Below are 20,509 nucleotides of genomic sequence, written 5' to 3' on the forward strand. Positions count from 1 at the left end.
GTCTCGTTCCGTACGACGGAGGACACCATGCTGACCACCCGTTACGTCCCCGGCACCCCCAACTGGCTCGACCTGGGCACGCCCGATGTCGATGCCGCCGTCGCCTTCTACTCCGCCGTGTTCGGCTGGAGCTTCGCGTCCGCCGGCCCGGAGGCCGGCGGCTACGGCTTCTTCCAGCTCGACGGGAAGACCGTCGGCGCCGTCGGCCCGCTCACCGAGGAGGGCGCGAGCCCCGCGTGGACGGCGTACTTCCACACCGCCGACGCGGACGCCACGACCAAGGCGGTGGAGCAGGCCGGCGGCGCGGTGCGGATCCCGCCGATGGACGTCTTCACGGCCGGCCGGCTGGCCGCCTACACCGACCCCACCGGCGCCGATTTCGCGGTCTGGCAGCCCGGCGACGTCCAGGGCCTGGAGCGGGTCATGGAGCCGAACACCCTGTGCTGGACGGAGCTGTACACCACCGACGTGGCCATGGCGAAGGGCTTCTACCGCTCGGTGTTCTCCTGGAGCTTCCAGGACATGCCGATGGGCGGCGACCGGTTCTACTCGATCGTCTCCTCGCCGGGCGGCGGCCAGGGCGAGGACACCGGCCAGGGCGGCGTGATGCAGCTGGCGGAGGAGAATCTGGCGGCCGGCTCGGCCTCGGAGTGGCACCCGTACTTCGGCGTGACCGACTGCGACGCGACCTACGCCGCCGCCCTCGACCACGGCGCCACGGTCCTCATCCCGCCGACCACCGCCCCCGGCGTCGGCCGGCTGGCGATGGTGACGGATCCGTTCGGCGCCCCGTTCGCCCTGATCAAGGGGGACCCGGAGATGACCTGAGCGGTCAGGCGGGGTCCCGCGGCCGGGCGTCCACGATCCGCTTGATCTTGCCGACCGAGCGCTCCAGCGTCTCCGGATCGACGATCTCCACGGCGACCGAGACCCCGATGCCCTCCTTGACCCCGTGGGCGATCAGCCCCACGGCTGCCGTACGCGCCTCGGGGCCGGCATCGGGGCGGGCCTCGGCGCGCACGGTCAGATGGTCCATCCGGCCCTCGCGGGTGAGCCTGAGCTGGAAGTGCGGGGCGACACCGGGTGTGCGCAGCACGATCTCCTCGATCTGCGCCGGGAAGAGGTTGACCCCGCGCAGGATGATCATGTCGTCGCAGCGCCCGGTGATCTTCTCCATCCGGCGGAAGGCCGGCCGGGCGGTGCCCGGCAGCAGCCGGGTCAGATCGCGGGTGCGGTAGCGGACGACCGGCATCGCCTCCTTGGTGAGCGAGGTGAAGACCAGCTCGCCGTGCTCACCGTCCGGCAGCACCTCACCGGTGACCGGGTCGACCACCTCCGGGTAGAAGTGGTCCTCCCAGATGTGCAGCCCGTCCTTGGTCTCCACGCACTCCTGGGCGACCCCCGGGCCCATCACCTCCGACAGCCCGTAGATGTCCACGGCGTCGATCGCGAACCGCTCCTCGATCTCGCGGCGCATCTGCTCGGTCCAGGGCTCGGCACCGAAGATGCCGACCTTCAGCGAGGTCGACCGCGGATCGATGCCCCGCCGCTCGAACTCGTCCAGCAGGGTGAGCATGTAGGACGGCGTGACCATGATGATCTCGGGCCGGAAGTCCTGGATGATCTGCACCTGCCGGCCGGTCATCCCGCCGGACGCCGGGACGACCGTGCAGCCCAGCCGCTCCGCGCCGTAGTGCGCGCCCAGCCCGCCGGTGAACAGCCCGTAGCCGTAGGCGATGTGGATCGTGTGGCCGGGCCGGCCGCCGGCCGCGCGGATCGAGCGGGCGACCACGTCCGACCAGTGGGCGAGGTCGCGTTCGGTGTAGCCGACCACGGTCGGGCGGCCGGTGGTGCCGCTGGAGGCGTGGATCCGCCGCACCTCCTCCTTGGGGACCGCGAACATCCCGAAGGGGTACTGCGCACGCAGGTCGTCCTTGACCGTGAACGGGAAACGGGCCAGGTCACCGAGCGTCCGGCAGTCCTCGGGGCGCACCCCTGCCCGGTCGAACGCCGCGCGGTAGAAGGGCACGTGGTCATAGGCGTGGCGCAACGAGGCGCGCAGCCGGGTCAGCTGGAGGTCCCGCAGGGCGTGTGGCGAGAGCCGTTCCGCGTCGTCGCGCGCCGCGCTGTCCGGCACCCTGCCCGTGGTCGCTTCCGGCATGGAGTGTCACCGCCTCGTCTCCCTACCGATCATTCGGTAGCTGCATGGTGATCCAAGTAATCAGCGCGCGGCGAACACGTCAAGGGGCGTGCCGCAGCCCGTCCCCGGGTAGCGTCCCGCGCATGACTGACGTCCGGAAAGTGCAGGTAGGTGACGTTCGGCTGGCGTACCGGGTGTGGGGGGAGGAGGACGCGCCCCCGGTGGTGCTGCTGCACTGCCTCGGTGAGGACGGCGAGGACTGGCGCGGCGTGGTCGGCCGGCTCGCCGGCACCCACCGGGTCTTCGCCCTCGACCAGCGCGGCCACGGGCACAGCGACTGGCCGGGGGAGTACGGCTTCGCCCGCTGGCGCGACGATGCGATCGGCTTCCTCCAGGCCCTCGGGCTGAAGCGGGTGACCCTCGTCGGCCACTCGGTCGGTGCGCTGACCGCCCTGCTGGTGGCCGCCGACCGGCCCGAGCTGGTGGACCGGCTGGTCCTGGAGGAGGCCACCCCGCCGCTCCCCGCCGACCCGCCGCAGGAGGCACCGGAGCAGCCGGCCGGTACGCCGGCGTTCGACTGGCGCGCCAAGACGGCGGTGGTCGCCGAACGCAACGCGCCCGACCCGCAGTGGTGGGAGTGCCTGCCGCGGATCACCGCCCCCACCCTCGTCATCGCCGGCGGCCCCACCAGCCACCTCCCGCAGGAACACCTCGCGCGGATGGCCGACCTGATCCCCGACGCCCGCCTGGTGACCGTCGAGGGCGCCGGCCATCTCGTCCACGAGGAGCGGCCGGGCGAATTCCTCGCCGCGGTCACCTCGTTCCTGCCGGCCCCGCGGTAGCCGGCCGCGCCGACCCGGGGCCGGCGGGCGCGCACGTCCCTTAGGCTCGCGGCCGTACGCCTCCCCGCGTACGGCCCGCCGGGGGAACTCCCCCCGGCCGCCCGGAGGTTCGAGAAAGGCCGACCGTGCAGCTGACCCTCTCGGCGCGTCGCGCGCTGATCGCCGGCGCCGCCGCGACCCTGATGTTCACCGGCGCCGGTGCCGCGGTCGCCGCGCCCGCCGCCCCCGCAGCCGCCGCCCCCTCAGCCGCGGCCCCGGCCGCCGTCCGGGCGCACTCCCCGTACGCCGCCCTGCGGCCGCTCGCCGCGCTGTCCGCGGAGCGGCTGGCCACCGGCGACCTGGTGGCCGCGGCGAAGTGGGGCACCGGCAGCCCGATCGACGATCCGGCCCGCGAGCAGCAGGTGCTGGACGCGGTGGCCGAGCAGGCCCGGCAGTTCGGCGCCGACCCGGCCGCGACGGTGCGGATCTTCCGGGACCAGATCGAGGCCAACAAGATCGTGCAGCGCGGCCTGCACCGCCGCTGGGACGCCGATCCCTCAAAGGCTCCGGCCGAGCGCCCGGACCTGGGCGAGGTCCGCAAGGAGATCAACCGCATCAACACGGAACTGGTGCGCGCCATCGCCGCCTCCGCGCCGGCCCGCTCGGCACCGTCCTGCCACCCGCTGCTGACCCTGGCCGGCGCCGGGGTACGCCACGCACGCCACCTGGACCCGCTGCACACCGTGGCCCTGGCCCGCTCGCTCTCGTCGGTGTGCGGGGCGGCCGGCTGAACGGCGGCCCCCCGGCCGACGGCCGCGGCCCGGGCCGATGACCGCGGCGGTCCGGGCGGCGCGCCGCCCGGGCCCTCACGCCCTCCGTTCGCCCGCCGCCACCGCCTTCGCCCAGCGGTAGTCGGCCTTGCCGCTCGGGGAGCGCTGGATGCGGTCGGTGAAGACGACCGCGCGCGGGACCTTGTAGCCGGCCAGCCGGGTGCGGCAGTGGGCCTGGAGGGCGGCCAGGTCCAACGGGCCGCTGCCGTCACGGAGTTGCACCACCGCCGAGACCCGGTTGCCCCACCGTTCGTCCGGGACGCCCGCCACCAGCGCGTCGTAGACGTCCGGATGGGCCTTCAGCGCCTGCTCGACCTCCTCCGGATAGACCTTCTCACCACCGGAGTTGATGCACTGCGAGCCCCGTCCGAGGACGGTGACGATGCCCTCCTCGTCGACGGTGGCCATGTCGCCCAGCAGCACCCACCGGTCACCCCGCGCCTCGAAGAAGGTCTCGGCGGTCTTCGCCGGGTCGTTGTAGTAGCCCAGCGGGACGTGGCCGCACTGCGCCAGCCGCCCCACCTCGCCGGCCGGCACCGGCTCGTGCGTCGCCGGATCGACCACGGCCGTACGGGAGTTGACCCGCAGCCGGAACCCCTTGGCGGGCCCCGAGTCGTCGGTGGCGGTGCCGTTGAAGCCGGACTCCGAGGAGCCGAAGTTGTTGAGCAGCATCGCGTGCGGCACCAGCGCGGTGAACTGGGCGCGTACGGTCTCGGAGAGGATCGCGCCGGAGCTGCTGACGCTGAACAGCGAGGAGCAGTCGGTGCCCTTGAGCGGCCCGGCGAGCGCGTCGACGAGCGGGCGCAGCATCGCGTCGCCCACCAGCGACACACTGGTGACCCGCTCCCGCTCGACGGTCCGCAGCACCTCCTCGGGCACGTACTTGCGGTGCAGGACGACCTTCTGGCCGAAGTGGAAGGCGATGAACGCGGTCAGGGTCGAGGTGCCGTGCATCAGCGGGGGAGTGGGGAAGAAGACGATCCCCTCGCCGCCGGCCGCGACCCGTTCGGCCAGCTCCTGCGGCCGGGTGACCGGGTCGCCGGTCGGGGCCCCGCCGCCCATGCCGGAGAAGAAGAGGTCCTCGTGCCGCCACATCACACCCTTGGGCATCCCGGTGGTGCCGCCGGTGTAGATGACGATCTGGTCGTCGGCGGAGCGCGGCGCGAAGCCGCGGGCCGGTGAGCCGGCCGCCTCGGCGTCCGCGAGCGCGACCGGCGCGAGGGCCGGTTCGGGGGCGCCGTCCGGCGGGGTGCCGACCCGGACCAGGTGCCGCAGGCGCGGCGCCCGCGGCAGCGCGGCGGCCACCCGGTCGGTGAACTCCGCGTCGAAGACCAGCCCCACCAGGTCCGCATCCCGGTAGAGGTACACCAACTCCTCTTCGACGTAGCGGTAGTTGACGTTCACCGGCACGGCGCGGATCTTCAGGCAGGCGTACACCGCCTGGAGGTAGGGGACGCCGTTGTAGAGGTGCAGCCCGACGTGGTCCCCGGGGCCGATGCCCCGGCCGGCGAGGTGGTGCGCCAGCCGGTTGGCGGCGCGGTCCAGCTCCGCGTACGTCAGCCGCCGCTCCGCGCCGGTCCCGGGGTGGTCGAGGTACACCAGGGCCTCGCGATCGGGAACGGTGTCCACGATCGACTCGAAGAGGTCGGCAAGGTTGTACTCCACGTCTCCTCCAGACCGGGCGGCGTCGGCGCGCGGGCGAGGCCCGCGGGTCCGGACCCCGGCGGTCATTAGAGCGCCGCGGACAGGAGCAGGGAAGGGGCCCGGCACAAGTAATCTGACTACCTGTCAGAAAAGCCTTGAACTCACCGTGCGGCTACTGCAACCTGTTCTCGTTCCTGCAGACGGGAGACCGCAATGGGTGGGACGGAACACCTCACCGTGCAGCGCGAAGGCGCCACACTGGTGCTCACGCTCAACAGGCCCGACGCCAAGAACGCACTCTCGCTCCCCATGCTCGTCGGCCTGTACGACGGCTGGGTGGCGGCCGACGAGGACGACGCGATCCGCTCGATCGTGCTCACCGGCGCCGGCGGCGCGTTCTGCGCCGGGATGGACCTCAAGGCCCTGGCCGGAAAGGGCATGGCCGGCCAGCAGTACCGCGACCGGCTCACCGCCGACCCCGACCTGCACTGGAAGGCGATGCTGCGGCACCACCGCCCCCGCAAGCCGGTGATCGCCGCCGTCGAGGGCCCGTGCGTGGCGGGCGGCACGGAGATCCTCCAGGGCACCGACCTCCGCGTCGCGGGCGAGTCCGCCACCTTCGGGCTCTTCGAGGTCAGGCGCGGACTGTTCCCCATCGGCGGATCGACGGTCCGCCTGCAGCGCCAGATCCCGCGCACCCACGCCCTGGAGATGCTGCTCACCGGCCGCCCGTACACCGCCCGCGAGGCCGCCGGCATCGGCCTGATCGGCCATGTCGTCCCCGACGGCACCGCGCTCGCCAAGGCCCTGGAGATCGCCGGGCGGATCAACGCCTGTGGCCCGCTCGCCGTCGAGGCCGTCAAGGCGTCGGTGTACGAGACCGCCGAGATGACCGAGACCGACGGACTCGCCGCCGAACTCACCCGCGGCTGGCCGGTCTTCGACACCGCCGACGCCAAGGAGGGCGCCCGCGCCTTCGCGGAGAAGCGACCGCCCGTGTACAAGCGCGCCTGACCCCGAGGAGCCAGTGATGCCAGCAGTCCTCAAAGCCCCGCTCGTCGTCGCATTCCCCTTCACCCGCTCCCTCGGCCCCGTCCAGAGCGCCTTCCTCACCGGACTGCGCGAACGCGTCGTCCTCGGCGTGAAGGCCCGCGACGGCCGCGTCCTCGTCCCGCCCGTCGAGTACGACCCCGTCACCGCCGACGAGATCCGCGACCTGGTCGAGGTCGCCCCCACCGGCACCGTCACCACCTGGGCCTGGAACCCCGAGCCCCGCCGCGGCCAGCCCCTGGCCACCCCGTTCGCCTGGGTCCTGGTCCGTCTCGACGGCGCCGACACCGCCCTGCTGCACGCCCTCGACGCCCCCGGCCCCGAGGCGGTGCACACCGGCATGCGGGTCCGCGCCCGCTGGGCGGCGGAACGCACCGGCGCCATCACCGACCTCGCCTGCTTCGAGCCGTACGACGGCGACCCGGCCGGAACCACCGGTCGCACCGGCGGGTTCGCCGACCCCGTCACCGGCATCGTCGCCCCCGCCCGCCTCGACTACGTCTACGCGCCCGGCCGCGCCCAGTCCGGCTACCTCCACGCCCTCTCCGAGCGGCGGACCGTGGGCGAACGCTGCCCCTCCTGCCGCAAGGTCTACGTCCCGCCCAGGGGTGCCTGCCCCACCTGCGGCGTCGCCACCTCCGAACAGGTCGAGGTGGGCCCGCGCGGCACCGTCACCACCTACTGCATCGTCAACATCAAAGCCGCGCACACGGCGAACCTGGACATCGAGGTCCCCTACGTCTACGCCCACATCGCCCTCGACGGCGCCGGCCTCGCACTGCACGGCCGGATCGGCGGCATCCCCTACGACCAGGTGCGGATGGGCCTGCGCGTCGAACCGGTGTGGACGGAAGGCGGCCGCTACCCCGACCACTACCGCCCCACCGGCGAGCCCGACGCGGAGTACGACACCTACAAGGAGCTGTTGTGACGCGTGAGATCGCGGTCATCGCCTTCGCCCAGACCGACCACCGGCGCACCAGCGACGACCTCTCCGAGGTGGAGATGCTCCTCCCGGTGCTGCACGAGGTCCTCGACCGCACCGGCCTGCGGACCAGCGACATCGGCTTCACCTGCTCCGGCTCCTCCGACTACCTCGCCGGTCGCGCCTTCTCCTTCACCATGGCCCTCGACGGCGTGGGCGCCTGGCCGCCGATCTCCGAGTCGCACGTCGAGATGGACGGCGCCTGGGCCCTGTACGAGGCGTGGACGAAGCTGCTCACCGGCGACGCCGACACCGCCCTCGTCTACGCGTACGGCAAGTCCTCACCCGGCTCCGTGCGCGACGTGCTGACCCGCCAGCTCGACCCGTACTACGTCGCGCCCCTGTGGCCGGACTCCGTGGCGCTCGCCGCGCTCCAGGCGCAGGCGCTCATCGACGCCGGCGAGACGGACGAGCCCGCCCTCGCCGCGATCGGGGCCCGCAACCGCGCGGACGCCGCCGCCAACCCCCATGCCCAGCTGCGCGGTCCGGTGCCGCACGGCGACTACGTCGTACGGCCGCTGCGCACCGGCGACTGCCCGCCCGTCGGCGACGGCGCCGCCGCCGTGATCCTCGCCGCGGGGGACCGGGCCAGGGAGCTGTGCGCCCGGCCCGCCTGGATCCGCGGCATCGACCACCGCATCGAGGCACACGGCCTCGGCGTCCGCGACCTGACCGACTCACCGTCCACCCGGCTGGCCGCCGAAAAGGCCGGCGCCTTCCAGCGTCCCGTCGACACCGCCGAGTTGCACGCACCCTTCACCCCACAGGAGGTCGTCCTGCGCAAGGCCCTGCGGCTCGGCGACGACGTGTGCGTCAACCCGTCCGGCGGGGCGCCGGCCGCCCACCCGGTCATGGCCGCCGGCCTCCTCCGCATCGGCGAGGCCGCCGCCCGCATCCACCGCGGCGCGTCCGACCGCGCCCTCGCCCACGCCACGTCCGGCCCCTGTCTGCAACAGAACCTGGTCGCCGTCCTCGAAGGGGATCCCCGATGAGCAAGGAGCCCGTGGCCGTCGTAGGCATCGGCCAGACCAAGCACGTGGCCGCCCGGCGGGACGTGTCGATCGCCGGCCTCGTCCGCGAGGCCGCCCGACGCGCCCTGGACGACGCCGCGTTGACGTGGGCCGACATCGACGCGGTCGTCATCGGCAAGGCGCCCGACTTCTTCGAGGGCGTGATGATGCCCGAGCTCTACCTCGCCGACGCGCTCGGCGCCGTCGGCAAGCCGATGCTGCGGGTGCACACCGCCGGCTCGGTCGGCGGCTCCACCGCGCTCGTCGCCGCCCACCTCGTCGCGGCCCGCGTCCACGGCACGGTCCTCACCCTCGCGTTCGAGAAGCAGTCGGAGTCCAACGCGATGTGGGGCCTCTCGCTCCCCGTCCCCTTCCAGCAGCCGCTCCTCGCCGGCGCCGGCGGCTTCTTCGCCCCGCACGTCCGCGCCTACCTGCGCCGCACCGGCGCCCCGGACCACGTCGGCTCGCTCGTCGCCTACAAGGACCGCCGCAACGCCCTGAAGAACCCCTACGCCCACCTCCACGAGCACGACCTCACCCTGGAGAAGGTCCAGGCCTCGCCCATGCTGTGGGACCCGATCCGCTACTCCGAGACCTGCCCCTCCTCCGACGGCGCCTGCGCGATGATCCTCACCGGCCGGGCCGGCGCCGCGCGCGCCCCGCACCCGCCGGCCTGGATGCACGGCGGGGCGATGCGCAGCGAACCCACCCTCTTCGCCGGCAAGGACTTCGTCTCCCCGCAGGCCGGCAAGGACTGCGCCGCCGACGTCTACCGGCAGGCCGGCATCACCGACCCGCGCCGGCAGATCGACGCGGTGGAGATGTACGTCCCCTTCAGTTGGTACGAACCCATGTGGCTGGAGAACCTCGGCTTCGCCGACGAGGGCGAGGGCTGGAAGCTCACCGAGTCCGGCGTCACCGAGCTCGACGGCGACCTCCCGGTCAACCCCTCCGGCGGCGTCCTGTCCACCAACCCCATCGGCGCCTCCGGCATGATCCGCTTCGCCGAGGCGGCGCTGCAGGTGCGCGGCCGGGCCGGCGAGCACCAGATCGACGGTGCGCGCAGGGCCCTGGGACACGCCTACGGCGGCGGCTCCCAGTTCTTCTCCATGTGGCTGGTCGGCACCGAACCGCCCGCCACCTGACGGTTCCGCCGACCCGCCCCGCCACGTCCTCTGTCCGTCCCCCGGCACAGTGGCTAGGCTGACCGCGGACGACGAACCGGGAGGAGCGGCGACGTGGCCGACAGCATCACCGAGCAGCGGCTCGCGAGCGGGCCCAGGCCCGATCTCGACCTGACCCAGGCCGAGTGGCAGTCCAGCAGCCAGGGCGTGGGCGACGTCCAGATCGCCTTCGTCGAGGGCTACATCGCGATGCGCAACCGCCGCAGCCCGGAGATCCCGGCGCTGATCTTCAGCCCCGCCGAGTGGCGCGCCTTCGTCCTCGACGCCCGCGACGGGGAGTTCGACCTCACCTAGCCCCGGGCCGGGGGCGGCCGCCGTCAGGTGAGCACCACGCACCCGTTCGCGCGCAGCGCCCGGACCGGCTCCGCACCGTCGTCCACGGCGTTCCAGCGCAGATCCAGTTTCTCCAGCGACGGGAGCCCGGTGATCCACCGCGGCAGCTCCGCGATCCGGTTGCCGCGCAGATCGAGCCGGGCCAGCCGGGGGAGCGCACGCAGCGCCCCCGGCACCTGGGGCAGGGCGTTGTCGCGCAGCTCCAGCACCCGCAGCTCGTGCAGCGCGGAGAAGCCCGCCGGCAGCCCGGTCAGCGCATTGCCGCCCAGCCACACTTCCCGCAGCCGACCGAGCCGCCCCACCCCCGGCGGAAGTTCGGCCAACGAGGCCCGCTGCGCCCGGAGTTCGACCAGCGAGGCCATCTGGCCCAGCGTGTCCGGCAGCCGGCCGAGCGGGTTCTCCCCGACGTTGAGGTAGCCCAGCCGGTCCAGCCGGCCGAGCGCCTCCGGCAGGGCGGTGAGGCGGTTGTCGTGCAGATAGAGGTAGCGGGTCAGCCCGGTCAGCTCGCCGATCTCCTCGGGGATCCCGGTCAGCGCGTTGTGGCCGAGGTCGAGGGTGTGCAGCGCCCGCAGCCCGCCCAGCGCCGCCGGAACCGAGGTCAGGGCGTTGTCGGCGAGGATCAGCACCTCCCAGTCGGCGCGCCGCCACACCTCCGGCGGCACCGCACTCAGCCCGGCCTTCCAGAAGTTGAGCGTGCGGGACGGGGTGAGCATGGCGGAGTCCGTTCAGGGGGTGCGGGCGAGGCGGTCGGAAGCCGGCCGGGCGGGCCGGGCGCGTCCCTACGGCCAGTCGAGCAGCTCCGGCAGCGCGGCGGGGCGACCCGACCGGCGGCAGTCCAGCGGCCGGTGCGGAGCGCGGCCGGCCAGCCAGGCCGCCAGGTCGGTGAGGTGGCCGCGGACGGTCACCTCCGGCGCGCCGGCGGCACCGTACTCCCGCCGGAACGCCTCGTCGGTGGCCTCCAGCACGAGGGCCACGTCCTTCGGGGCGCGCGGCGCCAGATGGCTCAGCAGGTGGTGGCAGAGCCCGTGCGGCCAGTCCTGCGGGCCGCGGCCGAGCCGGGCGTCCGCCGTGTGGATCTCCAGCTCCCGCCACCAGGCCCACAGCACCGTGCGCAGATCACCGTCCCGGTAGCGCACCGGGCGCGACCAGTCGGCCGGACCGACCGCCGCCCAGGCCGCCGAGGACTCCTCCAACGCCACCCCCACCGCGTCCCGCAGCTGCGCCGCGTCCCGCACCGCACCGGCCTCGATACCGGCCGCCCGCTCCGGGCGCCCGCCGTCGTACAGCTCGACCAGCTCCCCGCGCAGCGCGTAACGGGCCTGCCGGGCGGTGGCCCGGGCGATGCCCTCGATGTGCGCGAGGACATGGGCGCGGGACCAGCCGGGCAGCGCGCTCGGCTCGCGTACCGCGGTGTCCGTCAGCCCGGGCAGCAGCGCCCGCAACCGCTCCTGGCCCGCCTCGATCGCCTCGCGGACCGCCCCGGCCGACAGGGCGGGTTCCTTCGTCACGGCCACAGCAGCTCCTTCGTCCCGTTCTCGCCGGCCCGGCGGTGGGCCGGCCGGATGTACGTGCGTGCCACCGGGCCGCCGGGCGGATCCACCGGATCGGGGATCGGCGGTGTGCCCGCGAACACCGGGCGCACGCAGGGCAGTTGACGGAGCCCGGCCAGGTTTCCCCCTGACCTCCCCCGACGAACCTAATGGCTGGCGGTGACGTTACCATTAGCTCCATGACCGCAACACGGCTCGCACTGGATCTCGCCGTCACCATCCGCCACGACGGCCACGGCGGTGTCACCGACGACCTGGCCGACCCCGACGGACTCACCGCCTGGATCGCCGAGCGGACCGACCTGCTCGACTGCGCGGCCGACCCGGTCACCGCCGACCCGGCACTCCACACCGCCGTACGCGAACTGCGCGCCGCGGTCCGCGCGCTCTTCGCCCGCGCCGTCCGCCCCGGACCGCCCAGCTCCGCCGACGCCCACCGGCTCCTCCCCGAGGACACCGCACTGCACCGGCTGAACACCGCCGCCGCCCTCGTCCCCACCGCCCCCCGGCTCAGCTGGGAGCCCGACGCCGTGCCCACGCTGCGGCTGCACCCGCACGGCACCCCGCCCACCGCCGACCGGATCGTGGCCGCACTGGGCCGCGCCGCCCTCACCTTCCTCGCCGGCCCCGACCGCGCCCGGCTGCGCGCCTGCCCCGCCCCCCGCTGCGTCCGCTACTTCGTCAAGGACCACGCCCGCCAGGAATGGTGCAGCCCCTCCTGCGGCAACCGCGCCCGGGTCGCCCGCCACCACGAGCGGCACAAGGAAGGACGGCACCACCCCTCGTAAGGTGGGCGGCATGACCGGTGAACGCGATCTTGTGACCCTGCTGAGCGGGATGCGCCCCGAACTGAACGAGGGCCGGTACGTCTTCACGACCGTGCGCGGCGCGATCCCCGCCGGACTCGCCCCGGTCGTCACCGTCGCCGAACCCGAGGGACTCACCCTCGTCCTGCGCCAGGAGGAAGCCGACCGCACCGGCCTGCCGTACGACTACGTCGCCGGCTGGATCACCCTGCGGGTGCACTCCGCACTGGACGCGGTCGGGCTCACCGCCGCCGTCGCCACCGCCCTCGCCGACGCCGGCCTCAGCTGCAACGTCGTCGCCGGCTTCCACCACGACCACCTCTTCGTGCCCCACGAGGCGGCCGACGAGGCACTGCGCCGCCTCGGTGAACTGGCCGGACGGGCCTGAACCCCGGCCCCCCGCACACCGCCCGCCCCACCGGCCCGCAAGCCGCCCACGCCCCCGACGTCCGGCGCGGCGGGCCCGGCCGGGCCACGTACGATGGCGGCATGTCCTTCCTCCGCCGCCGCAGCGCAGCCACGCCCGCCGGTCCCGACTTCGACGTTCTCGCCATGGACCCGGGGGACTGGCCGGGCAATCTGGGCGCCGGGCTGCTGCCCGCACCCGACGGGAGCTGCCAGGGCGTCTTCCTCCGCTACGACCTCTTCGGCGGCCGCGGCCCCGCGATGATCATCGGCAACCTGCCGGAGGGCTCCCCGGCCCGCGAGCTGGAGGGCGACCAGGTGCCCTTCGAGGTCGCCCAGCTGCTCGCCGCGCTCGGCAACGACGATCCGGTCACGGTCGTCGAGAGCGAGGACACCCCCGTGATGCACGACGACAACCTGCTGATCGTCAAGCGCATCAAGTGCTCCGAGAGCCGCATCTCCTGCGCCCAGTTCGACCGCAACGACGGCGTCCTGGTCACGATCGCCAGCTGGGACCGGCCGATCACCGACGACCTCTACGCGCTGCTCAAGCCGCTGCCGGCGGAACTCTTCCAGCAGGGCTGACACCCCGGAGGGGACAGCGGCGCGCCCGGTGGACGACACCCCGTCCACCGGGCGCACGCACCTCATCCGCTCACCCGGCCGCCCGGGTCAGGACGACGACCGCCGCACGTCCACGTCGGCCGCCCGCACATAACCCACCCGGTGCCCCAGCTGGATCTCGTAGTAGTCGTCCTCACCGCGCACGATCGTGTGCTTCGAGACGTCGAACGTCGGCGCGTAGAAGTACTCGCCGGTCACCCGGCCGCCGACCGCGTACCGCTGCCCCGCGGCGATCGTGTACGGCAGCGGGGAAACCGACTGGTAGGGCACCCCGGCCGGATAGGCGGCCTTCTCCGGGTACGCCCGGCCGTAGACCGGGATCTCCTCCCGGCCGGACTTCGGCGTGGCGATCAGCCCCTTGGCGTTCACCGCCGTCGGCGCACCGTGCGGGTTGTGGAACCACGCGACCTGACCGAGGTACCAGATCGCGGTCCAGTCACCGTCCCGGCCCGCCAGCGCGAACCGCTGCCCCGTCGTGGCCCGGGCCCCGGTGTCGTTCACGCCGTCCGTCGAGTCGCTGCCGTCCTGGTGCAGCCCGACGTCCTTGACCAGCGGCGCGCTCCCGCTCGGCGCGGTGTGCAGCCGGACCGCCGCGGAACCGTGCGGCGCGCAGGCGTCCCCGGGCTTCTCGCAGCCGGTGTAGCGCGGCCGGTTGCGGTCGTAGTCGGGGAGGATGGTGACCAGCCCGCCGTGCTTGCCCGCCGTGGCGTGGAACGGCTTGCCCAGCAGCTCGAAGTAGTGCGCCCAGTCCCAGTACGGCCCGGGGTCGGTGTGCATCCCCGGGATCGTGGACGGCGTCGTGCCGGGCACGTTGTCGTGGCCCAGGATGTGCTGCCGGTTCAGCGGCACGTCGTACTTGCGGCTCAGGTACTTCACCAGCCGGGCCGAGGACCGGTACATCGCCTCCGTGTACCAGGCGTCCGGGGCGGCCAGGAAACCCTCGTGCTCGATGCCGATGGAGTGCGAGTTCACGTACCAGTTGCCGGCGTGCCAGGCGACGTCCTTGCCCGGTACGTGCTGGGCGATCAGCCCGTCCGAGGACCGCACGGTGTAGTTCCAGGACACGTACTTCGGGTCCTTGATCAACTTCAGCGTGACGTCCCACGACCCCTCGGTGTCATGGATGACGATGGTGTCGACCTTCTGGTCCCGCGGCCGGTCCGCCTTGTCGTGGTTGCCGTAGTCGTGGTCGCCGAACTCCTCGTACGGCGCCGGGACCGACTCGCACGCCACGTTCCGCGGGCACTCCAGCCCGGGGTCGCCACCCGGCGCGGAGGCCCTGGTGACGGCGCCGCCGAGACGTTTCTGCTGCCCGGCGTCGGGGACCAGCCCCGGGGCCGCGGGCAGGCTGACCCGCTGCCCGGCATCGGTCGTCCGCGCCGCGCCCCGGCGGATCACCGAGAACACCTCGTCCGCGAACGCCTGGCCGCCGCGCGGATCGTCCTGACCGCCGTAGCGCGCCACCGCCGCGTACCACCGGGCCGGATCGTCGTCGGCGGACAGCCCGAGCCCGCGCTGCTCCGCGGCGAGCAGCGCCGCACCGCCCAGCACGTTCGCCGCCGGGTCCGTACGCAACCGCTCGGCCGGCAACCCGGTCAGCCGGGCCGCGGACGGCAACGTGCGCAGCCGGGCCGGGAGTTCGGCGGGCAGCGCGGCCTGCTGCGCCGCACCCTCCGGGACCCGCTTGCGGGCGCGCGAGGCGTCGCCCCGGGCGTCCTCGTCGCCCTCGCTGAACTCCGGCGCCCGCGCCAGCGCCGTCCGGGCGTCGGTCAGATGCATCGGGCCGTAGCCCCCGGAGACACTCGGCGCGCCGCCGTGGCCGTCCCACCGCGACTCCAGGTACGAGACGCCGAGCAGCACACTGCGCGGCACGTGGAAGCGGACGGCGGCCTTGGTGAAGGCCCGCTGCAGGGCGTCCGTCCGGGGCTGCCCGGCGCTCGCGGACGGGGCTCCGGTGAGCGGGAGCAGCAGCACCGCCGCCGCCACCGCGGTGGTGGACCTGCGCAGGGCGGGGCGATGGGTTCTCTGGTCTTCCGGGGCGGATCCTCGCACAACAGCCTCCTCAGCCGGCCCGAGCCGGGCGGTGTGACGGATGGTGCACCAACGGCCGTACGGGGTGGACCCGAGAGTAGAGCCCCGTGGGGCCCAGAGCCATAGGTGGGCCGACGGCCCGTCATATACCGCACCGGTTCGGGATTTCGCATGTCAGGGCAACTCCAGAGGAGCCTTCCCGGACCGCCGCCCGGCCTGCGGGGCGTCAGTGGAATGGACCAATGACCGCCCGGCGCACATGGGTGAGCGGCGCCTCCCGCACAACGGGTGCGCCGCTCACAATCCCCCGCGGGAAGTGCCTGCAGACAAAGGCACTCCCCCTGGGCGGTCAGCGCGTGCCGACCGCCGCCCGTACCGCACGACGGGCCATCTGGCAGTCGTCGTGCAGCCGGCGCAGGAGCAGCCGCTGCTCCTCGCCCGCCGTGGGGACGCCGGGTTGTCCCGGGGCCGTGGTCCCCGTCGGCGCCGGTTCGCGCATGGTCCGCTGGACCGCGGTCTCGTAGCGCCGGATCTCCCGGGTCAGGATCAGCATCAGATTCACCAGGAAGGAGTCCCGCGAGGCGGGACCGGCGTTCTGGGCGAGCTGGCTGATCTGACGGCGCGCCACCGGGGCGTCGCCGAGCACCGACCACAGCGTCGCCAGGTCGTAGCCGGGGAGGTACCAGCCGGCGTGGTCCCAGTCCAGCAGCACCGGGCCGGCCGGCGACAGCAGGACGTTGTTCAGCAGCGCGTCGCCATGGTTGAACTGGCCCTGGACGTGCGGCAGACCGTGCATCAGCTTCTGCAGGTCACCCAGGTCGCGGTCGGTGAGCAGCCCCAGGTCGTGGTAGCGGCCGATCCGGCCGGCGTAGTCCAGCGGGGCGTCGAACAGCCCGGCCGGCGGACGCCAGCGGTTGAGCTGGCAGACCGCGCCGATCGCGGCGCGGATGTCGGCCCGGGGCGGCGCCTCGGCCGGGTGGCGCGTCATGGCCGCGACCCGGCCGGGCATCCGCTCCACGATCAGCGTGCAGTTGTCGGGATCCGCCGCCACCAGCCGCGGCACCCGTACCGGCGGACGATGCCGGACGAATGCGCGGTATGCGCTTATTTCCTGCCGGAACCTTTCCGCCCACGTGGGGGACTGGTCCAGTAAACACTTGGCGACCGCGGTCATACGGCCTGTCGTGCCGACGAGGAGGACGGATTTTCCGCTCCGGCGCAGCACCTGGACCGGATTGAACTCGGGACAGATGCGGTGCACCGAGGCAACCGCGGCGCGCAGCTGTGCGCCCTGGGGCCCGGACAAGTCGAGTCTCCCGCTGAGCGGTTGGGTGCCCGTCCCCTGTGCCCGCCGGGTCCGGCCGCCGGGGAGACCGGGAACCGCCCCCGCGGAGGGAGCCGGGGCGAGATACGGCCCGCTTCCTGTCGGGTGCGGGCGGTGCGGCCGGGCGGGGGCGGTCACGGCGGACGATGCTGCATACATGGGTGAGACAGATCCCTTCGTGCGCCGACGAGTTGCGTGCGCTCCCGGCCCGGTGGAGGGAACCCGTGAACGGGCCCCGTGCAGGAGGCCGATCCAGGGTCCCTGCGAAGGGCGCGCACCCTGGGGAATGCGGTCCCGCCACCGGGCCGGGGGCGGCACGTCTACAGAACACTCGGCTGCGGGTGGCAGACCATCTGGCGTGCCCTGGCGAACCCTGGCGAATGGTCGCAGCGCACGTCACCGGCCGTTACTGTCAACTCAGTCGAGGAACCTGGGGGCTTGACGTGGACAGGCAGCCGAACACCCGTCTCGCGGACCTTTTCGGCCTGGCCGGCTGGTCCAAGGGAGAGCTGGCGAGGCTCGTCAACCGGCAGGCGGCGGCCATGGGCCATCCGCAGCTGGCGACCGACACCTCGCGAGTGCGGCGCTGGATCGACATGGGGGAGACCCCCCGCGATCCCGTGCCCAAGGTCCTGGCTTCGCTGTTCACCGAGCGCCTCGGCCGTGTCGTAACCATCGAGGACCTCGGGTTCGCCAGAACCGGTCGCTCGGGGAAGCGGCAGGCCATGGACGGTCTGCCGTGGGCTCCCGAACGGACCGCTGCGGTCCTCACGGAATTCACGGGAATGGACCTCATGCTCAACCGACGCGGCTTGGTGGGTGCGGGCGCGGCGCTCGCCGCGGGTTCCGCACTCACCGGCGCCATGCACGACTGGCTCCACACCGATCCGGCCCCCACCGGCGCCTCCCGCCACGACGACCCGTTCGCTTCCGACCCCTTCGACGAATTCGACCAGACCGGCCTCGACCGCTATGAGGCGGCCCCCGTGGGGTCGCAGGAAATCGACGCGCTGGAGCGCTCGGTGGAGGTCTTCCGCGCCTGGGACGCGGCCCGCGGCGGCGGCCTGCAGCGCAAGGCGGTGGTCGGCCAGCTCAACGAGGTGGGCGGCATGCTCGCCTACCGCCACCCCGACCACCTCCAGCGCCGGCTCTGGGGCGTGGCCGCCAACCTCGCCGTGCTGGCCGGCTGGATGTCGCACGACGTCGGCCTGGAGCCCACCGCCCAGAAGTACTTCATCATCGCCGCCCATGCGGCCCGCGAGGGCGGCGACCGCCCGCGCGCCGGTGAGGCCCTCTCCCGCGCCGCCCGTCAGATGGTCCATCTGGGCCGACCGGACGACGCGCTGGACCTGATGAAGCTCGCCAAGTCCGGCTCCGGCGAGGAGACCCTGCCCCGCACCCGCGCCATGCTGCACACCATCGAAGCGTGGGCCCAGGCGTCCAAGGGCCAGAGCCAGGCGATGCGGCGCACCCTGGGCGAGGCCGAGGAACTGTTCGTCTCGGACAAGGGCGACGTCCCGCCCCCGTGCTGGATGCAGATGTTCGACGAGGCGGACCTGCACGGCATGCAGGCCCTGGCCTTCCGCACCCTCGCCGAACACGACCCCGCGGCCGCCAAGATCGCCCAGCACCACGCCAAGCAGGCCCTGGCCCTCCGGGAGGGCGGCCGCCAGCGCTCGCAGATCTTCGACTACCTCTCGATGGCCTCGGCCTGCTTCATCGGCGACGACCCCGAACAGGCCGACCGTTACGCCCGGTTGGCCCTGGTGTCCATCGGTGAGAACTCCTCCCACCGCACTTGGGACCGGCTCCGCGAAATGTTCCGGCTCACGGGCCAGTACGCGAACTACGCCAAGATCCAGGACTTGCGCGAGGAGATCCAGCATGTCCTGCCGAAGCCCAGGCCCAAGTCCAAGGAATCACGGCTCGGCCCGGGCATCGGCACGGGCCTGGGGCCGAACCTCTCGGTCTGACGCCTCCACCGACGGCTTCTCGCCTCATGCGGGCGGGGCGGCCGGCTCGCACGATGCCGGTCCGCCCTCACCTGCCGCGATGTGTGTCAGTCGCCGACCCTGGCGATCAGCACGCACGCGTCGTCCTCGCGCTCGGCGCTGCCGAACTCCTCGACGACGATGCGGACGCTGTCCTGCGCACTGCGGGCCGCGGCGAACCGCGGTGCCAGTGCCAGGAGCCGCTCGGCACTCTCCAGGCCCGTGCCGGTGCCGTACGTCCGGGTGGGCATCAGCCCGTCGGTGTGCAGCACGAGCAGGTCACCGGGCTCCAGTTGCTCGGTGCACTGGGTGTACGCCGCCCCCGACGTCGCCCCCAGCAGAACGCCCTCGGGCGGGTCCAGCGCGCGCCCCGTGCCGCCGCGGAAGAGCAGCGGTGCGGGGTGCCCGGCCTGGGCCCACTCCAGCGTCCGGGTCCGCGGATCGAAGGTGCCGCACACCGCACTGCCGAGCGCCGGCTGGGCGGCGGTGTCCAGCAGTTGGTTGAGCAGCCCCATCAACTGCCCGGGCCGGTGGCCGGCGACCGCCATCCCGCGCAGCGCGCCGAGCACCATCGCCATCCCCGACGTGGCCGCGACGCCGTGCCCGGTGAGGTCGCCGACGCTCAACAGCGTCCGGCCGTCCGGGAGTTGCATCGCGTCGTACCAGTCCCCGCCGATCAGCGTGTGGGAGCCGGACGGCAGATAGCGGCCGGCGAGGTCGAGGGTGACCCGACCGTCCTGCGGGAACCGCAGGGACCCCCGCCACGGCGGCAGCACGGCCTGCTGCAGCTCGACCGCGAGCCGGTGCTCGGTCTCCGCGACCCGGCGCTCGTGGTGCAGCGAGTCACGGGTCTCGCGCACCGCCTGCTGGCTGCGGCGCAGCTCGCTGACGTCCCGCAGGACGGCCCACATGCAGGCCGTACTGCCGTCGTCGTCCAGCACCGGCTCGCCCACCATGTGCACCGTGCGCAGGCTCGCGTCCGGACGCACGATGCGGAACTCGCCGTCGATCGGCCGGCCGTCCACCAGGCAGTCGGTGACCATCGTGGCCAGCCCCTCCTGGTCGTCCGGGTCCACCAGGGACGGCAGTTCGTCGAGGGTCAGCGGGCCCTCGGCGGGGGACCGGCCGAAGATCGTGAACAGCTCGTCGGACCAGCTGACCTCGTCGGTGAGCAGATTCCACTCGGCGCTGCCCACCCGGCGCAGCAGCGCACCGCGCTCAGGGGGCTCGGGCCCGGCCGGGAGCGCCGGTACCTCGGCCGCCGGCTCCGGGACATCGTCACTCTCGGTGGGCAGGCCGTCTCTCAGCTGGTCGAGATGACCCCCGAGATCGTCGAGGTGATGCACGGCGAGATCGCACAGTGCCCGCTGCCAGCGCAGCTGCGGGTCGGGGGCGAGGCCGGTGTCCACCGTGGACTCCCGGCGCACCGCGTCGAGGTCGCCGCGCAGGCGGCGCGCCTGCGTGATCAGGGCTTCGACGGTGTCGCGCTCGGGGGGCCGGTCGGCTGGATGGTCCGCGAAGAGAGGGGACGGCATGACGTACTCCGTGATCAGGCGGCGCCGGGCTGAAGGGCCGGTAACGACTGTTGCACAGGCGGCGACCGTGCGTAAGGGATTTGGCACTACCCGATACGGTGGTGCAGCTGACATATGCCTCCGGCCTCCCTTGGCAGGCCGGGGGGAATCGGCGGAATGACAGGTTCCAGGCTAGGCTTCGGCCGCCGTACTGCAGGCGTTGCTGCCGATCCATGGTGGGAACGAGGCATACGGCCCGTGGTCACC

Annotated in this window: 20 protein-coding genes; 12 read left to right on the forward strand and 8 right to left on the reverse strand. The window is 73.4% G+C overall.

What is annotated here, in order from left to right; genetic code table 11:
* The first annotated feature begins 27 nt into the window (after positions 1–27).
* Positions 28–828: a VOC family protein gene (locus ACZ7MX_RS11320; RefSeq protein WP_472131301.1), complete on the forward strand. Its 801-nt coding sequence runs from the start codon at positions 28–30 to the stop codon at positions 826–828.
* A 4-nt stretch (positions 829–832) separates the two neighbouring features.
* Here the strand turns inward: ACZ7MX_RS11320 and paaK are convergent, their stop codons facing one another.
* Positions 833–2,161, reverse strand: coding sequence for a phenylacetate--CoA ligase PaaK (gene paaK / locus ACZ7MX_RS11325; protein WP_472131302.1), 1,329 nt, complete (start codon positions 2,159–2,161; stop codon positions 833–835).
* 122 nt (positions 2,162–2,283) lie between these two features.
* Between paaK and ACZ7MX_RS11330 the strand changes: the two genes are divergently transcribed.
* Positions 2,284–2,982 (forward strand): alpha/beta fold hydrolase, encoded by a 699-nt coding sequence (locus ACZ7MX_RS11330; protein WP_472131303.1) that lies wholly within the window; start codon positions 2,284–2,286, stop codon positions 2,980–2,982.
* Positions 2,983–3,107: 125 nt separating this feature from the next.
* The gene (locus ACZ7MX_RS11335; protein WP_472131304.1) at positions 3,108–3,752 is read left to right on the forward strand and encodes a chorismate mutase; all 645 of its coding nucleotides are present in this window, start codon (positions 3,108–3,110) and stop codon (positions 3,750–3,752) included.
* Positions 3,753–3,827: 75 nt separating this feature from the next.
* On the opposite strand, the gene ACZ7MX_RS11340 is transcribed toward ACZ7MX_RS11335, so the two are convergent.
* Positions 3,828–5,456 carry an acyl-CoA synthetase gene (locus tag ACZ7MX_RS11340; RefSeq protein ID WP_472131305.1) on the reverse strand — a complete coding sequence of 543 codons (1,629 nt, stop codon included), beginning with the start codon at positions 5,454–5,456 and terminating at the stop codon, positions 3,828–3,830.
* A 192-nt stretch (positions 5,457–5,648) separates the two neighbouring features.
* Between ACZ7MX_RS11340 and ACZ7MX_RS11345 the strand changes: the two genes are divergently transcribed.
* The 5 genes from ACZ7MX_RS11345 (at position 5,649) to ACZ7MX_RS11365 (ending at position 9,958) form a co-directional block, all read left to right on the forward strand.
* Complete coding sequence (locus tag ACZ7MX_RS11345) at positions 5,649–6,449, forward strand: crotonase/enoyl-CoA hydratase family protein (RefSeq protein WP_472131306.1); 801 nt, start codon at positions 5,649–5,651, stop codon at positions 6,447–6,449.
* A 16-nt stretch (positions 6,450–6,465) separates the two neighbouring features.
* Entirely contained in the window at positions 6,466–7,416 is a 951-nt protein-coding gene (locus ACZ7MX_RS11350; protein WP_472131307.1) for a Zn-ribbon domain-containing OB-fold protein, read from the forward strand.
* A complete protein-coding gene (locus ACZ7MX_RS11355; RefSeq protein ID WP_472131308.1) occupies positions 7,413–8,462 on the forward strand; it encodes a thiolase domain-containing protein in 1,050 nt (349 codons plus the stop codon). Before ACZ7MX_RS11350 ends, ACZ7MX_RS11355 begins: the two co-directional genes overlap by 4 nt.
* Positions 8,459–9,625 (forward strand): thiolase domain-containing protein, encoded by a 1,167-nt coding sequence (locus tag ACZ7MX_RS11360; protein WP_472131309.1) that lies wholly within the window; start codon positions 8,459–8,461, stop codon positions 9,623–9,625. Before ACZ7MX_RS11355 ends, ACZ7MX_RS11360 begins: the two co-directional genes overlap by 4 nt.
* Before the next feature lie 93 nt (positions 9,626–9,718).
* Positions 9,719–9,958: a DUF397 domain-containing protein gene (locus tag ACZ7MX_RS11365; RefSeq protein ID WP_467569303.1), complete on the forward strand. Its 240-nt coding sequence runs from the start codon at positions 9,719–9,721 to the stop codon at positions 9,956–9,958.
* A 23-nt stretch (positions 9,959–9,981) separates the two neighbouring features.
* On the opposite strand, the gene ACZ7MX_RS11370 is transcribed toward ACZ7MX_RS11365, so the two are convergent.
* The 3 genes from ACZ7MX_RS11370 to ACZ7MX_RS11380 form a co-directional block, all read right to left on the reverse strand.
* Entirely contained in the window at positions 9,982–10,710 is a 729-nt protein-coding gene (locus ACZ7MX_RS11370; protein WP_472131310.1) for a leucine-rich repeat domain-containing protein, read from the reverse strand.
* Positions 10,711–10,776: 66 nt separating this feature from the next.
* Positions 10,777–11,505, reverse strand: a complete 729-nt coding sequence (locus ACZ7MX_RS11375; protein ID WP_472131311.1) for a maleylpyruvate isomerase family mycothiol-dependent enzyme — start codon at positions 11,503–11,505, stop codon at positions 10,777–10,779.
* Entirely contained in the window at positions 11,502–11,639 is a 138-nt protein-coding gene (locus ACZ7MX_RS11380) for a hypothetical protein (RefSeq protein WP_472131312.1), read from the reverse strand. Before ACZ7MX_RS11380 ends, ACZ7MX_RS11375 begins: the two co-directional genes overlap by 4 nt.
* An 87-nt stretch (positions 11,640–11,726) precedes the next feature.
* On the opposite strand from ACZ7MX_RS11380, the gene ACZ7MX_RS11385 reads away from it, so the two are divergent.
* The 3 genes from ACZ7MX_RS11385 (at position 11,727) to ACZ7MX_RS11395 (ending at position 13,343) form a co-directional block, all read left to right on the forward strand.
* A complete protein-coding gene (locus ACZ7MX_RS11385) occupies positions 11,727–12,335 on the forward strand; it encodes a CGNR zinc finger domain-containing protein (protein WP_472131313.1) in 609 nt (202 codons plus the stop codon).
* A 10-nt stretch (positions 12,336–12,345) separates the two neighbouring features.
* Positions 12,346–12,741: an ACT domain-containing protein gene (locus ACZ7MX_RS11390; protein WP_030411305.1), complete on the forward strand. Its 396-nt coding sequence runs from the start codon at positions 12,346–12,348 to the stop codon at positions 12,739–12,741.
* 101 nt (positions 12,742–12,842) lie between these two features.
* A complete protein-coding gene (locus ACZ7MX_RS11395; protein WP_472131314.1) occupies positions 12,843–13,343 on the forward strand; it encodes a hypothetical protein in 501 nt (166 codons plus the stop codon).
* Positions 13,344–13,430: 87 nt separating this feature from the next.
* Here ACZ7MX_RS11395 and ACZ7MX_RS11400 read toward each other — a convergent pair whose 3' ends face one another.
* Both ACZ7MX_RS11400 and ACZ7MX_RS11405 read right to left on the reverse strand, forming a co-directional pair.
* The gene (locus ACZ7MX_RS11400) at positions 13,431–15,434 is read right to left on the reverse strand and encodes an N-acetylmuramoyl-L-alanine amidase (protein WP_472131315.1); all 2,004 of its coding nucleotides are present in this window, start codon (positions 15,432–15,434) and stop codon (positions 13,431–13,433) included.
* A 328-nt stretch (positions 15,435–15,762) separates the two neighbouring features.
* Positions 15,763–16,896 (reverse strand): aminoglycoside phosphotransferase family protein, encoded by a 1,134-nt coding sequence (locus ACZ7MX_RS11405; protein ID WP_472131316.1) that lies wholly within the window; start codon positions 16,894–16,896, stop codon positions 15,763–15,765.
* A gap of 284 nt (positions 16,897–17,180) precedes the next feature.
* On the opposite strand from ACZ7MX_RS11405, the gene ACZ7MX_RS11410 reads away from it, so the two are divergent.
* Entirely contained in the window at positions 17,181–18,710 is a 1,530-nt protein-coding gene (locus tag ACZ7MX_RS11410; protein ID WP_472131317.1) for a DNA-binding protein NsdB, read from the forward strand.
* A gap of 86 nt (positions 18,711–18,796) precedes the next feature.
* Here ACZ7MX_RS11410 and ACZ7MX_RS11415 read toward each other — a convergent pair whose 3' ends face one another.
* Complete coding sequence (locus ACZ7MX_RS11415; protein WP_472131318.1) at positions 18,797–20,263, reverse strand: PP2C family protein-serine/threonine phosphatase; 1,467 nt, start codon at positions 20,261–20,263, stop codon at positions 18,797–18,799.
* Positions 20,264–20,509: the final 246 nt, after the last annotated feature.

This window comes from Streptomyces sp. NPDC107765 (assembly GCF_055657085.1).